We start from the raw sequence: 14,774 nt of genomic DNA on the forward strand, positions 1-14,774 counted from the left end.
AATAGTTCTCCTAAATTAATCTTATATTAATACTCGACCTCTTTACCTGCATATTTAGAATACTTTTCAGCAAGTATACATGTTTCAATGTGATGATTATTCCCTATCTGCTCTTCAGGCTCATTCCTCCATCCCGGCACTATGGTTTTCATATATATTGGCTGAAAAGAACTACCTATACTGACACCAGCATTGTATAAAATTGTTTCACGATATCCCTCTTTATAAGCAATTAAAGTAATAGTTCCTCTTATGTCTTCAGTACTTTCAAATTCAAGGTTTAAATACCTTTTATCTAAAGGAACTGTTATCTCTTTATGCACAATACCCTTTTCATTTGATACGGCAACCCCAATTACTTCTCCATCATCTTTAATCATTACAATTCTTACATTCCCAATAGGATTATCATTTTGGTAATTTTTCGTCATAAACCCCATCTTCACAGTTATACTTTTAGGAATATTCTTATGTACAAATGTGCCTAGAAATTGGCTTATACCACCGTTAAATACAGTCGTCAATACAGCAATAAGCACAATCATCAAAATTAGAACTATCATAGGACGTTTAAGACTTTCCATGCTCTTTAAGCCATTCCTTTAAGATAAATTTTTGATTTGGATAATTATGTTTAGTTATGAGTTAACTTTCTTTTGTTGCTTTAACATCCATTTTTCGCTTAATAATCTTTCCTTGTTAGGTCTGGTGTCATCCAGTAAAAATTCTGCCCATTCAACTTCGATTTTTTCGACATTCTCTTTCCAGTAAAGCAAACGGTTATAGTAGTAATTTATTTTTTCACTTACCGGTTTTGAAAAGTTATCTTTTCCGTATTTTAAGACTATTGCCGTTAATTCATAAAAAGGTAGCCCTAATGCATGTGTTTCCACATGAACGGTCGCTCCAGCATGACCAATTGCATGGCACAAATCACCATATTCACTGTCATCAATTGTCTTTGCTACTGCATGTGAATCTAAAATAGCCTGTTTTGCTATGGGCATTTTTATCTTGCCCCTTGCCCAAGCTTCACAAAGCTCTAAACAGGTTCTGGGCCTAGATTCATCAGAATACTTTGCTTCGAATTGTTCCAAAGGCAGTTTTGCACAATCTAAAGCCCACATCACAATAGTTCGGTGGTTTTGTAACTGGATTAGTTTTATCAACTCTTGCAAGCATTGACTGTCACGTGAAAACAATATTTTATTTCTTTTCTTTAACTTGATCTCCACATCTGAGAACATAGTATAAATCTCCCCCAAACTATAAATAAGCATTGATTAGACTTATTAAACATTATTGTATAGGATTTTAAACTACCTCTGCTGTATAACTTATTCTGAATACAGCAGAGCTACCCCCAACTCACCTGAAGCTTGCTACCAAAATTATACCCTTAGAAAGCCACGAAAACCTCTGGCAGTATAGTAGGATTCTGCTCCATTATGGTACACAAAGACAGTGTCATAACGACGATCACAAAAGATAGCCCCACCGAGCTTTCTAATATTAGCAGGTGTTTTCACCCAGCTCGATGTTTTTGTATCAAAATTCCCAAGTTTCTGCAGCTCCCGGTATTGTTCTTCTGTTAAAATCTCAATGCCCATAGAGGCTGCCATATCAATAGCGTTATTTTCTGGTTTGTTTTCTTTCCTTGACTCCCATGCTTCACAGTCGTAACAAACACTTCTGCGGCCTTTAGGACTTTCCGCTGAACAATCATAAAAAATGTATTCGTCTGTCTCTTTATCATGTCCAACAACATCCGGTTGACCACCAGTCCTTTCCATTTCGTTGAGCGACCACAGTTTTTCAGCATTAGATTCGAGCTTTGCTTGTACTTTAGCCCATTCAAGACCTTTATGGCAGTTTACATTTTTCTCAAAACGAGCTTTCAATGTTCTGAGTAGTTCTTCACTTTGTTCTGGTGACAACTCCTTTTTATCGCTGATCATATTACTATTTGTCATGTTAGTTTCCCCTCGTTTTTTCTCATAACTCTCTCACTATTTATTATGCCAATGATAAAGATTAACCCCAACACTTTTATAAGTGTTTTCATCCCAATCATAATGCACATGGGGAAAAAAATTGTAATAAACGTCCCCATACTCTGCCATATTACCAGCTCCATACGCCAGTGAAGAAAAACCATCTCTATTTGTTGAAATATGTAAATATCTTTTGTAGATTTTAACTGTAAGTCTTCTATCTGTTTTCCATCTTTCAATATATTTTGTGTTTATTATTGGAGAACGGTCAATAATTTGTTCCGAGCAAACCTTTGTTTTAAGGATTTTTTCAATATCTTTAAGTGAAATTTGTGTTTCACAGTAATTTGTACATACAATATTTAAATTGTAATCACAATTACCAAATACCTGGATAAATTCATCATTACCCTTGAATTTTGCCGGAAGATAAAGAATTTCATTTTTCTTAAGTTCTGATGCTACTGAAAAGCACTCAGCCAAAAATTTGTATCCACTCCCATTCCCCCAAATAAGGACATAACCCTTATTGTCATGACCCGATGTTATATTCGAATTTACCATAAGTGGAGTTAAAAGAAATATCTCATGTCCTCCATGAACTGTAATAGTTTTTTGGGTTATTTTCACAATCTCCTCCCATTATTGTAATTAAAATTTTAATAATTCTTCATCTATATACATATAGTCATCGTGAACATTAAGGTTAATCACCTTAAATTCAAACCTCCAGTTTCAGTAAATTCAAACTTCCAATTACCATCGGCATCTTTTGTACTGACACCTTCAACGGTTGTTTCTTTCATAACTTCAAACCCAAGTGATTTGTACAGTGCAATCGCATTTTTGTTACATTTCGTAATTAAATTTTTATACTGTTCATAATATTTCTCCTCAAATGGAATAGGTGATAAATTCGATTCCGCCGTGCTGCCTTTGTATTCCATTTGATACATGTTAAACCTTACTATCTGCTTGTTTTTCATTTTTTCCCCCCTTCTCTCACACATTCTAACATATGAATATTTTTTAAAGAATTAGCCAATTACTTGCAATTATAATATTTTTTTTACATATTATCATTATAAATTTAAATGGAGGTTTATTTTCCGCATTCTTATGCGGCTCAACAATTTCCGAAAATTCTACCAGTCCATATTTTCCAAATTCTTGTTTTATAGAATCAGAATCATAAAAAAACATTCTTACCCCTTCCATTATCTCGAAATAGTCTTTACCTAGTTGTTTACCCTTTCCAAACATTGGGGCTTCTTTTGAAATAGTAGTAAAAATCATATATCCGTTTGGCTTTAACTGATTATAGCAATCTTTAATAAACTTACCTCTCTCATTATTATTCAGTAAGTGAATAAGTGCATAACAAAATATACCATCATAAATTTTATTATCAAAAGGCATATCAATTACTGAACCATGAAAAATACTAATATTAAGCCCATTTTGCCTTGCCAGATCAATCGCTGTTTTCGAAATTTCAATACCTGTTACATTTATTCCGTTGTCAATGAAAATCTTCGCATTTCTACCATATCCAATTCCTGGTATCAATATATCCTTAACTTTCTTTTGAAGGAAAAAGTTCTTTGTGAAGATTGCTGAATCTGAGGGTTCATACCCCCACATCATTTGATTTTCTACAAAACTTGATTCCCAGAATTCTGTCATGCCTATATCTCCTATGCTTTCAATAGTTTACAGTTCTTAAATGATACGAATTTAAAACTCACCTATTATGCTCATAAGACTAAGAAAATATGTATGAAAAAAATTGTTTTTAGCATGGATTAATTAAACCATACAAGGCAATATCACATATTCCAGTGTTGTTTTTATCTGCCTGTATTCTCGTACCTTCATAAACCAGTCCACACTTCTCCATTACTTTACCTGATTTTGGATTCTTTGTATCATGTCGAGCCTCAATACGGTTTACTTGTACATCATTAAAAAAGAATTTTATTATTGCTTTCAAGGCTTCAGAAGTTATCCCTTTATTCCAAAAGTTATACCCTATACAATAACCAATCTCAACATAGTTTACTTCTTCGCTTAAATGAATAACTGATATACTTCCAATCGCTTGATTAATTTCTTTTAATTCAATACACCACTGATAAAATTTTTCATTAGAATAATCATTTGTCCAGGATCTTAAAACTTCTCTACTTATATCAACATTTGAATGTGCAGGCCATGTAAGAAATTTAGTTACTCTATCATCATTTGCCCAATTATTATACATATCTTCTGCATCGCTCATATTAAATCGTCTTAAAATCAACCTTTCTGTTTCAATCCTCACAGTCCCTAAATTTTTCATATTACACTCCCTTTCAGTTTGATTTACTACCTTCTTATCAAGATGATTCCATAATCTTTTATATAGCACCTAATAACATTATCCCATTTGTACTCATTATTAATATATTCCCTTGGGGTTTTTAGGTAATAATTATACAAATAATCCTTAGTTTGTAGTTTTACACTTGTATATATCTTTAAAGCCCTATGCCTACATAACCCACTTTATAACAATAATGGCACATAATGGTCATAGCAATAAAAGATACGTCTCTTTACAACTTTTACGGCTACAGATGCCCACAAACAACTCATGTAACTTAACCTTCTATGTCTCACTGGATTAACCTTGAATTTCATTTATCTGCACTGCAACCAGCCTTTCAAGATAAACCTTAATATCTTGTTGTTTAGCCCAATAAGAGACATTTTCAGGTCTTACATCATCTCTCTGAATCTCAAAATCACTGCCTGAATTCAAAATTAAAATTCTTTTTCCGGATTTAAGATTAATTATTATGCCCGACTCAGGTGTTGTTCCTGCAAAATCCTTGTTGATTCTTATATCACTCGCCTGATTAAACCATTTAATGATATTATCTACTAATACCCCATCTTCTATCTTTTTTGTTCCAGTACTCCCATAAACCTGAATATCTGAAATGTCTTGTTTAAAAATACTCTGATGCAATGGACTCTGCATTACCTTTGAATATAAAATACCCCAAGAAATTAAAAGCATAATCAATGTTATTGATACTATTATGAGTCTCTTCAATATGTACACACCTCAACCATTCATTTTATAATATTAAAGACTAACATCTCTTGCGTTCTTACTTAAGATAAATTAGTCTCCATTTTTCCCGAAGTACATTCTATAACCTGTTAAGCTATCAAATGCTTGCCAGGATGTTTCTTTACATAATTTGCAAATAATATCTATCACTTCTCCCCTTATATAAAGCACAATTGATTCAACAGGGTCTTTATCCCCAATACTAAACTCAATAGAGCCTTTTTCCGTACCAAGAATGCCCCAAGAAGGATTTGAAAAATCCACATCAGGTAATAGTTCCTTTAACATTTCTAATATATCATTTAGTGTACCAAGCGGTGGAGGACTATAATCCTTTGGTAATTCCGATAGAGTTCTAACCTCATCTGGCACCTTCACTAAGACAATTCCCCAACTCATATTCTCACTCCCTTACCACTTTAAACTACTTTTGAATGACAAATTTTATCACTAATACCATCCACTACTTACTATACCTTTTACCTCATCCTCAAGGTCATATACTGCAATAACCTGACATCCTTATTGACCATTTGGCAATTTACGCTATGGTATTAACTCAAAATAAGGACTTCCAGACTTTTTATCGTTTTTATCAATCGGTTCAATCTTTCCCCATAAAGTATTCAAATCGGACCCACTTTTTTCAAAACTCAATAGGATGTCTCCAACTTCATAAGGTTGGAATCTGTTGTCTGGCAAATACTTGTCAAACCTAAGTTTTATTGAATTTTTATCACCATCAACTTTTGCCCTTAATCTTTCAATTGTTTGAAATCCATCGATACTTATATCAGCATAATAATTTCCCTCTTCTTTGTATATGGAAATTCCATAAAACATGTTTTGGTCTGGAGGAACAAACTCTGAAAACGAATAATTACCAACCCACGTTTCCAATAAGGAATCATCAGACTTTTCAGCAATAGGAGTAACATTAATTAATTGTATCTCAATTGAATCTCTTTCAGCACCATATCCACTTCGATAATTTATCAATCCCTTATCTTTCTCCCAAATAAACGATTCATAATATCCTGTTCCAACCAAATTATTATAAGAGTAATACTCCCGTTTATTTCCATCCACTTTCAGATAGTGGTGCCATCCATGTTCTTCATTGCTTAAAGTATCTTTTATTTCTTTATCCTGACAAACAACAACGCTATCATTTGGCATTTCTTTATTCCTTATTAACTTATTTAGATTTTCTTTAGTTGGTTCTATTTTGTATATTTTATCTTTCTGAACACAAAAGTATCCTAAACTTAAACGCTCCGTAGAAACACCATCTATTGAATCAAGTTTCAATTCATATATTCTTCCGCTTTTTGCAGATGTCACCTCATTAATATGAAGTTTTACATCTTTTTCAACTGGTTCGTCAAATAGAAACCTTCCATTATAATTCAACTCCGAAACACTGTCTTTAAAGAAAAATGCATTATCTACATTTTCTTTATCAGAATTGTTATACTTTGAATCTGCTTTATTAGTATTTAAATCACTTTGTTCTGGCTCTAAACTACTTGAACTAGCATGTGGCTGAGATAAATTTGAAGAATCATTTGTTTTTCCGCACCCTGAAGCAACTATCAATCCAAGCATTAAAATAATAATTAGTATTTTTTTCATTAAATCACATCTCACTTTCAAAATATCTGCGGTAATATTCAATAATTTAAGTTTCTTTACCATAGCTTATTGAATAATACCAAGCAATTGTATTCACATCTAAAGCATACATTTGTTTATTCCATCGATTAGAATTGTAAGGAATCTTAATTATTCCATTTTGTCCAAGTTCGGCTAATTTGCAGTCCATCCATACAATTTCATCCGTTGAATCTGAAATTTCAATATTAATATAAATAGGAATATAACTTTGGTCTGATACCAACACACACATGCCTATAATACTAATTTTGTTCTTACCTGTCATTAATATTTGGCCTTCATATATTCCATCTAAACTCTCATATTCCCAATCATCGTATTTTTTCCTAAGTTCCAACGAAATAAAAGTCTCGAAAAGACTAAGAGCCTCTCTTAATTCCTCGGAATCATAAATATCAACTCCAGATTCGAATTTATTAATTATTATACCGATTAGTTTACTTAATGATTTTTCAATCTTTTGAGTCAATAAACAGCATCCCCATAAACTTATAATTAACTGAACTCTTCATGTAATGCTTTTAAATCAAGTTTATCAACATTATGGCAAACACGGATAAGTTCGTCTCGTACCTCCATCAAAGCAAACCCCAATAGGTTCTGTCCTTTCCACTCCAGAGGATTTTCAATATGTTCATCGTCAGCCGCCATTCCAATTCCCCATATTTTATCATAAGGGCTAGCTTCAACAAGCACTCGATTTTTTGTTTCTATCAAAAATCTCCTAAGACTTTCATTTTGGAGAAATTTTGCATAATTACCATTAAGAACTATGGAGTACCGCTTTTCCTTCCACACCTCTTCATCAAAACTTTTAACTTTCCTACCTAACTCCTTTATCTGCTTAGGATGTTTACTTTTCAGTATCTCCTGTAATGTTTCTTCATCTTCAAACAATCTTGCCTTTTCAGCCATCATATACTGCTCCATACAGCAGTAATCGTCTATGTCAATTGAAAAGTCAGACATCCACCATTGGCTTAAGCAGGTTTTTGTAATAATACCATCAGTAGACGGCTGGTGTCTCCAGAAAAACAGATACTTAATCTTTTTACCTTCACGGAAATCCTTTTGTAAACTATCAATTGAATACTTCATTTTACCGTCTTTATGCCAATAAAGATACCCATCATCATCATAAGAATCTTCCTCATTTTCTTCCCCTTCATAAAAATCGAGCCATCCCTTTGGTGGTGGAAACATTAGTTGAAACTGCCTCTGCTCATCAATAGAAAGAGCAGAATACCAGTCACCAAATTCATATCTGTATTCTTCTCCACTCCCCATTCTCCAACCTATACTTCCACTACTTATATGCGGATACATTAGCCACAGAGGAGCCATAGGATTGTTTATATCATATTTTTTCTTCATACTTTTTCTCCTTAAACTAATTTCAAATTTCCAAATCTTATTTAAACTAACATAAACATTTGCTATTCTATCTTTCAAATCTTAATAAAGTCTCATTTCTCATATTTAAGCTCTATATTTTAACATTTTTATTATGAAAAATACTATCAAAGCTAAAATCAAAACAGGTACTCCCAGGACCATTATAATGGCTTTAAACCATCTCAAATTCAACTTCTTGTCTATAGCTTCATATATTTTTTGAGCGGCATTAAGTGACTTATAAACTTGAAATTCAAGGTTCTTTTCTGGTAGAGTAGCAAAATGACCTGTATATATTCCTTTCTCACTTTTTACTTCATATAAATCGAGATTACTTTCTATAATTTTATAGCCTTTGGGAATCTTGACAGTTATATTTAAATCCCGAAAGCCCTTCCAGTACTTCGCAGGTTCTAGAAAATAGTTATAGATGTATGTATAGTCCCTGGTCTTATATCTGTCTTCTCCTCCAATCTGATTATATGAAACCTTAAGCTCACTTGTAGAATTAGCTGGTATTGTAATATCAAAAAGTATTAATACAACTAAATCACTTCGATAAGCTGTATTAATCAGTTCGCCACTAACAGGGTCTCTGTCAATATATTTTGTAATATCAAAGTCTTCTGCATTAATTGCTGATTTCATATGGTGCAGAATTTCTTCAAAAGTAAGATTTTTCATGCTGTTTTTTATATATATGCCTTTACCACCTGAACCATCAGAAGCATCAAAAAGAATATTAGGTATTAACTTAATTTTAGGTATGATTTGCTTTTCATCAAAAGACACCTTAGCATTGAAATATTTATCCTGCTTATCCCAGTTATTTAAATACCCACCTACGTAAGGAAAAGCAATTGAATATGTTTCCGATTTTTCAGCCCCATTTCTCAATGTATATTTAGCTGTAACATTAGCTTTGTATGGGTCTTCATCGGCAGTTAAATCAAAAGTCAAATCTTCTTTTAAAACTTCCACAGAATTGCTCTTTAAAGGAAGTACATTGAAACCTGGAGGCGGCTCACTTCTCCATGGTCCACTGTTAGCGTATGTATAATTACACACACATAATACCAGCAATATTACTAAAAATAATTTTTTCACACTTATCACCTTATTTAACAGTTTTAAGTTCTTTATTCCCTAATGCTCCAAGATTAATATTAATCTTTTCAACCAATTATTTATTTACTTTCGACTGTGGGGTGGATTGTCCCCACCACTCTCCAATTCACTAGAACTATTGGGCACCACCTTAAATCTCCAGTAATGCTTTCCAATGGGCTGTATACAACCATCATAACTGTAATCCTTTGTATTCCATGTCTCTGTTAGAGTAATTATATAGTTAAGTTTCTGAGGTTCCTCAACCTTAGTCTCAAGCTGAACAGGAATCCTCTTATCCTCCCTATTAACATAAGTTTCTATTTTTTCTACTGAGTGCGGAAAGTTAAGATTATCAAGCTTCTCCTTCACAAAATTGGGGTTAGTAAACAACATCGAAATTGCATCATCAGCATCATAGTCAATTCTTGTTGCCCTATGCCCGTCATAATTTCCATATCCCAGTATAATACCAATAGAACTATCTATTCCTGGAATTTCATACACAGTCCCACCTTCGTTGGTATTACCGATTTCATTTCCTACCATAGGTCCACACCTATCATCCACTCTATATACCTGATTATTCCATACAATCTGGCATGGGATACATTGATGCGAATGGGCAGGAATACTATCAGTTTTTGCGTCATACCAGCCACCAGTAACTGTTTTCTTCCATTCAATAAGCTTATCAGATTCTATTGGTTTCGGAGGATATTTATAATATTTAAGTTCATCATCTGATGCAGTAAGAGGATTCCACGACTCAGTCGGCAAATGTGCCTCTTTTGTGTAGTCATGTTTCTCCTTAGTTTGTGGCGTAGGAGTTTCATAATTATGTTGTGTTGCTATATCTGTTGATTCTATTCCACTATACTTTTGACAACCAGAAAGTAACAGAATAAATACTATAAAAATAAAAACTATTTTTTTCATAATCCTAATACCTCATTCTTTTTCTCAATTCTTCGCTTCCTTTGTATCTCGTAAGTAAATTACACAACTGGCTCCAGTTTGGTTTCCATCCGCATCTGCAATTATATCATATAGGTCATTTGCCAGAGTAACAGTTTTACCATCAATGGTTTTGCATTGCCTTGATATAATCCCTTTCCATTCCCATTGACCATATTGTGGTGTAACTTTGCCAACGTCATAAACCTCCTTGGGCTTCCCATTTCTCATGACACGAATAATAACTTCTTTTGCGGTACAGCCGTCTCCTGTCACAACAGCCTTATCACCACCTCTGAGAACCACATTATCTCCACCTGCACTAAATTCAGATTTTACATCAACCTCTTTAACAATCGGCATATCATCTTTCCAACTTTCCTTAAGATACTTTGCGACATCCCTGGAAAAAATGGTGTAGTATTCATCGAGACCGTCTTTCTGAATATTCAATACAAACCTGTCATCAAGAGTAGAAGCAGACCAACCATCCTTAAATGATTTGGTTGTGTAGTCAGTCCAAGCATATATCTTACTTCCATCTTTAAGCCCAAAATGGATTCCAATAGGTCTTGCTTCGGAATTGATTACACTTATTTCTGTTTTAGTTGATATAATCTTTCCAGTTCCAGCATTGATTAAGGCAACTATTTTACTGATTTTCTGGTCGTCATGTCTTGGAAACAAAGCCTTTGTGTGAATATGTAAACCGCCTTGCATTGTTACGTATTCAATATCACTGAGATTTATAAATGTATCAGCATTCTTATTATCTTGTTTTAGCTGGTTAGTCGGGAAAACTTTCTGGTTTCCATTAACAGACGAGGCATCTTTAGTCGTAGTAACAGTATTAGCCACAGAATGATTCTGTGCTGTTTTTGAATTTTTCTCAGAACATCCTGATAGTAATGTTAAAAATATAAATACAAGCAGAACAATATGTATTTTCATTTATTCCTCCGTCAAGGCTTATAATCCACTTTTCATCCCACTTTATGTGTCTTACATTGATTTCTAATATAAAGACGAATTATTAATACAAATTGTTCCATTAAATAAAAATTTATTGCCAACTTTACAGTTTTGTAATAACCAGTTATGTCATTTGTATTACATTACTGTTTTGCAATAAACCTAAAATTTAAAACCCATATACCCTACGTTACATTGACATTTCTTTTAACGTGCTAATATAAATCGATTAAAATTTACTGATTATTTATCCCAGGTAATGTCCCAGCCGTCAAGCAATCGCCAACAAAACATTTCACAAAAATCTGCAAAGAATTTCTCACAAATACAGCAGGAAACATCCTCTTCATCTGGGACAAACCAATAGATTCTATTGTTGTTTACTTCTTCATAACAAAATATGCAATGTTTAAGATGTGGTAAGTACTTTGTTATTTCCGCACCGTTAGTAGGGTTTATACCTTGCCCTTTCAGATACTCGACATTATTCAGTAGTCTCCAATCATCTTTTTCAAACATAAAACACACTCTTCCTAAAGTAAAGTTTAATGTTCGTTAATAAATCTCTCTGAATTACATATATTCTGCTATTACATCGGCAACAGTATTTTAATATTTTTCACCTGCCAATAATTGAAATTATACTACTCGCAACCTATTGCTCATTACAGATTATACACCCATGCCGATATTATAGTAACTCCTTTTGCTTATAATGAGTATAAAGAGTTAAGTGCCTCCGAAAAATCATCAAATATACCTGTTAGTTTTATTCTTTCTCCACTCATTGCATTAAGAATGTTCAATGCTTTTTTATCCTTCTCATTAGCAACAACAGAAAAATTATATTTTTTATTCTTTTTTATAAACATATTGTAAAACCCAAAGATTGAGTCACTCCACTCATAATCTAAATTACTTAAGTCCAATATAAAACATCGAACACTATTATCTATAAGTTCATTTGCCATAGTTTCAGATAGTACTTTCCCACAATGATTTCCAACAGTACCTATACCCCATAAACCAGATACTTTAAATATTGATATGGTTTTATTATCTATATGTTTTTGGCTAACATTGATTGTAATCAGTTTACTGCTTACCCTTTTATCCTCAAATAACCATCCTAATACTCCAGAACCATTGCATAAATCACATAGACTTGAATTTCCATCAGCGTCTTGAACATAAAGTTCACCATTACATTGTGGGCATTCTTTTTCAATATACTTCATAAACCCTCCATTGCCATTAAAACTCATGTTTTATTGCTTAAGAAACTTTCTTCCTCCCAAACTGCATTCTTGTTTTTTCTTAAGACACATTCTATAGCTTCTTCAAATGTATCGTACAAATTATCTTGTTGAACTTCATAATTTTCATCACAGAGAAAAACATAAAAATTATTATGTTTTTCATACTGGCATATGGCAAGGTATTTTACTGGAATTGGTGGCAAAGAGTCATCTGAATATCTAATAACTCCAAAATCATCTTTTTTTGTAATTGCAATTACTTTTGCACCATCTAAAATCATAAGCCCTCCTTTAAAGTATTTGTTTTAATTCTCCTGTAACTGCATTTCATATTCAGAAAACCACTTACTCTTTAGCTTCCCATCTACTAATACTTTGGAGCATCTTCTTTAAAATGCCATACTATATCGTTAACTACACATATAGCTTCTGGTCTATCCTTTAGCTTTAAATAGTCACCATAATCAAAAGTCGGCATTTTTACTCTATTATATAAGTCAGGCTTAACCCTGAAAAGCTCATCCTTGTATTTTAATACCAAATATTTCTCCACAATATCCTTACAGAAGAACACCTTGCCTCCAGAGTAAAGAAATCGTTCCTTAAATCTACATAAATCCAATGGATGGATTAAATCCTCGCCATCTTCGTAAAACCAAGGGTAAACACCCCAAGTGCCTGTTAAGTCATTCATATAAAGCCTTCAAATCTCCTTAAAGTAATCATCAACTATCTTTGTAATTTCAGGTCTTTTCTTATCATCATTAATTAGGAAATCAATAAAGAACTCCTCAACTTCTTGTGTTCTTATCGTAGCTAAAAACATATACGCAATATCCCATAGCGAACTCCATCTCTCTGATGATGCAATGCTTTTAGCAACCCTAAAAACTCGATTATCATTTAACGTTACCAATGCTAGAAGCACATAAGTCATATCTTCCTCTTCAATTTGGTTTGCCTGTTTTAAAAGATGCTCTATACGTTCATCAGACAATTCTCCTGCTCTTTCAACTGCTTCTAATCCCTTATAAGTAGGAAATTTCTTAGTGTTTTCAAGATATTCTTTATTAATAACGTTGTTTTCCCAGCCCATTGTTATCATATCAATGTACTTATCTGTATCAGAACAGTTAAGCTCATTTTTTATTTTCTCATGGAACTTTATGCTCATACTTTCAATAATATTTGAAGGAACTGTCGATACATCAATAGTCTGCCCTCCCATAAATAGCCCACTTACAACTTCATTTCCTCCGTTTCGATTACAATATATACTATCAACTTTACATATTGTTAAACAATCTAACGGTATTCCTTCTAGAAAAGATGCAGTAGCCCTATGATGCCCATCAAGCAGGGCACTTAAATACCCACCGAAATAGTATGCAATTCCACCTAATTGTGTCCCTTTTCTTATCTGCTCTCTATAATACTCCACTCTGTTCCTATCATATTTATTTAGAGGTTGTGTTGGCAACATGAAAGCAGGTATCCCATTAGAAAGCCAACTATCATGAAGGCTTTTGTAAACCTTCATCTCATTTGACATATGCCAGAAGTAGTTTCCCTCTCCATCTGTAGGATAGTGTGGGATGAAAGAAATCAAGTATAATCCTTCCTCAAGCAGTTCTAGTAATGGTCTTACAGGGGTTATATCTTTATCAGTCAGAATATTTACTTTAGTGCAACATTCTCTTATTTGCTCGACAGTAGTAATATCAATTTTATCCATGCCATACCCAGCAGTCAAAAACTGTTCACAGGTTGGGCAGTTGTTTTCATTATCATGCCATTTTACTAATGGAATATCATTTAGAAGTAAAAACGATTTGAAACGCCCTTTACTAGTTGTTCCATAAATTACTTTTAATGCACTTTTTGAATTTTGAACCCATACTAATATTGCTTCTCTTTTCCATGATAGTTTACTAGCAGGTATTGAAGCAACTATTTCAATATCATCATGCTTACCTTTTTCAAACCTCATACAACCTCCTATAATCCCTAGCTTAAGACTTCAAACAAACTTTCTCTACTCATAACGACTTCCCGTAAAAAGCACTGTTGCTACTAAGTTCCAGTTAATATCCTGCAAGGGGTTTTCTTCACTTTCACTAAATAACCCATCAGAATCTTCAACCCAAGATGCCATACCATTTAGATAATCTTCAAGAGAAGTATTAACCCAATCTTTTGTGTTTGTTTTAAAATCGCTTATCAAATGGTGTACAAAATTAACGAAATCATCCTTATTATTTACTTTTTCCAATATATCTACAATTTCCATAA

At 33.2% G+C, this 14,774-nt stretch carries 21 protein-coding genes; all 21 read right to left on the minus strand.

Features of this window, described 5'->3' with window-relative positions; translation table 11 throughout:
• Nucleotides 1-26 precede the first annotated feature (26 nt).
• Nucleotides 27-584 (minus strand): hypothetical protein, encoded by a 558-nt coding sequence (locus Bccel_RS05205; RefSeq protein ID WP_036940554.1) that lies wholly within the window; start codon nucleotides 582-584, stop codon nucleotides 27-29.
• A 54-nt stretch (nucleotides 585-638) separates the two neighbouring features.
• Nucleotides 639-1,247, minus strand: a complete 609-nt coding sequence (locus Bccel_RS05210; protein WP_036940557.1) for a putative immunity protein — start codon at nucleotides 1,245-1,247, stop codon at nucleotides 639-641.
• A gap of 144 nt (nucleotides 1,248-1,391) precedes the next feature.
• Nucleotides 1,392-1,958 (minus strand): DUF4256 domain-containing protein, encoded by a 567-nt coding sequence (locus Bccel_RS05215; protein ID WP_201781998.1) that lies wholly within the window; start codon nucleotides 1,956-1,958, stop codon nucleotides 1,392-1,394.
• 51 nt (nucleotides 1,959-2,009) lie between these two features.
• Complete coding sequence (locus Bccel_RS05220; protein ID WP_036940562.1) at nucleotides 2,010-2,624, minus strand: hypothetical protein; 615 nt, start codon at nucleotides 2,622-2,624, stop codon at nucleotides 2,010-2,012.
• An 80-nt stretch (nucleotides 2,625-2,704) separates the two neighbouring features.
• The gene (locus Bccel_RS05225) at nucleotides 2,705-2,980 is read right to left on the minus strand and encodes a hypothetical protein (RefSeq protein ID WP_036940564.1); all 276 of its coding nucleotides are present in this window, start codon (nucleotides 2,978-2,980) and stop codon (nucleotides 2,705-2,707) included.
• A gap of 43 nt (nucleotides 2,981-3,023) precedes the next feature.
• Nucleotides 3,024-3,680, minus strand: coding sequence for a class I SAM-dependent methyltransferase (locus Bccel_RS05230; RefSeq protein WP_036940569.1), 657 nt, complete (start codon nucleotides 3,678-3,680; stop codon nucleotides 3,024-3,026).
• 109 nt (nucleotides 3,681-3,789) lie between these two features.
• Complete coding sequence (locus Bccel_RS05235; protein WP_036940572.1) at nucleotides 3,790-4,335, minus strand: GNAT family N-acetyltransferase; 546 nt, start codon at nucleotides 4,333-4,335, stop codon at nucleotides 3,790-3,792.
• Between the two features lie 324 nt (nucleotides 4,336-4,659).
• Nucleotides 4,660-5,103, minus strand: a complete 444-nt coding sequence (locus Bccel_RS05240) for a hypothetical protein (protein WP_242853105.1) — start codon at nucleotides 5,101-5,103, stop codon at nucleotides 4,660-4,662.
• A gap of 63 nt (nucleotides 5,104-5,166) precedes the next feature.
• The gene (locus tag Bccel_RS05245; RefSeq protein ID WP_050753149.1) at nucleotides 5,167-5,514 is read right to left on the minus strand and encodes a hypothetical protein; all 348 of its coding nucleotides are present in this window, start codon (nucleotides 5,512-5,514) and stop codon (nucleotides 5,167-5,169) included.
• A gap of 147 nt (nucleotides 5,515-5,661) precedes the next feature.
• Nucleotides 5,662-6,750 carry a DUF5991 domain-containing protein gene (locus tag Bccel_RS30875; protein WP_201781945.1) on the minus strand — a complete coding sequence of 363 codons (1,089 nt, stop codon included), beginning with the start codon at nucleotides 6,748-6,750 and terminating at the stop codon, nucleotides 5,662-5,664.
• Between the two features lie 46 nt (nucleotides 6,751-6,796).
• Complete coding sequence (locus Bccel_RS05255) at nucleotides 6,797-7,261, minus strand: hypothetical protein (RefSeq protein WP_036940575.1); 465 nt, start codon at nucleotides 7,259-7,261, stop codon at nucleotides 6,797-6,799.
• A gap of 26 nt (nucleotides 7,262-7,287) precedes the next feature.
• On the minus strand, nucleotides 7,288-8,166 hold the full coding sequence (locus Bccel_RS05260) for an NADAR family protein (RefSeq protein WP_036940578.1): 879 nt from the start codon (nucleotides 8,164-8,166) through the stop codon (nucleotides 7,288-7,290).
• A 105-nt stretch (nucleotides 8,167-8,271) separates the two neighbouring features.
• Nucleotides 8,272-9,294, minus strand: a complete 1,023-nt coding sequence (locus tag Bccel_RS05265; protein WP_036940581.1) for a hypothetical protein — start codon at nucleotides 9,292-9,294, stop codon at nucleotides 8,272-8,274.
• An 84-nt stretch (nucleotides 9,295-9,378) separates the two neighbouring features.
• Nucleotides 9,379-10,233 (minus strand): lipoprotein, encoded by an 855-nt coding sequence (locus Bccel_RS05270; RefSeq protein ID WP_036940584.1) that lies wholly within the window; start codon nucleotides 10,231-10,233, stop codon nucleotides 9,379-9,381.
• Between the two features lie 24 nt (nucleotides 10,234-10,257).
• On the minus strand, nucleotides 10,258-11,202 hold the full coding sequence (locus Bccel_RS05275) for a hypothetical protein (protein WP_036940586.1): 945 nt from the start codon (nucleotides 11,200-11,202) through the stop codon (nucleotides 10,258-10,260).
• Nucleotides 11,203-11,466: 264 nt separating this feature from the next.
• Nucleotides 11,467-11,742 (minus strand): hypothetical protein, encoded by a 276-nt coding sequence (locus Bccel_RS05280; protein ID WP_036940589.1) that lies wholly within the window; start codon nucleotides 11,740-11,742, stop codon nucleotides 11,467-11,469.
• 191 nt (nucleotides 11,743-11,933) lie between these two features.
• Complete coding sequence (locus tag Bccel_RS05285; protein ID WP_152965931.1) at nucleotides 11,934-12,461, minus strand: hypothetical protein; 528 nt, start codon at nucleotides 12,459-12,461, stop codon at nucleotides 11,934-11,936.
• Between the two features lie 23 nt (nucleotides 12,462-12,484).
• On the minus strand, nucleotides 12,485-12,763 hold the full coding sequence (locus tag Bccel_RS05290; protein ID WP_036940595.1) for a hypothetical protein: 279 nt from the start codon (nucleotides 12,761-12,763) through the stop codon (nucleotides 12,485-12,487).
• A gap of 86 nt (nucleotides 12,764-12,849) precedes the next feature.
• Nucleotides 12,850-13,176, minus strand: coding sequence for a DUF6960 family protein (locus Bccel_RS05295; protein WP_036940598.1), 327 nt, complete (start codon nucleotides 13,174-13,176; stop codon nucleotides 12,850-12,852).
• A gap of 9 nt (nucleotides 13,177-13,185) precedes the next feature.
• Nucleotides 13,186-14,472 carry a hypothetical protein gene (locus Bccel_RS05300; RefSeq protein ID WP_036940601.1) on the minus strand — a complete coding sequence of 429 codons (1,287 nt, stop codon included), beginning with the start codon at nucleotides 14,470-14,472 and terminating at the stop codon, nucleotides 13,186-13,188.
• Nucleotides 14,473-14,517: 45 nt separating this feature from the next.
• The gene (locus Bccel_RS05305) at nucleotides 14,518-14,772 is read right to left on the minus strand and encodes a DUF7660 family protein (protein ID WP_036940604.1); all 255 of its coding nucleotides are present in this window, start codon (nucleotides 14,770-14,772) and stop codon (nucleotides 14,518-14,520) included.
• Nucleotides 14,773-14,774: the final 2 nt, after the last annotated feature.

It is taken from the genome of Pseudobacteroides cellulosolvens ATCC 35603 = DSM 2933 (assembly GCF_001262605.1).
GTDB lineage: Bacteria > Bacillota > Clostridia > Acetivibrionales > DSM-2933 > Pseudobacteroides > Pseudobacteroides cellulosolvens.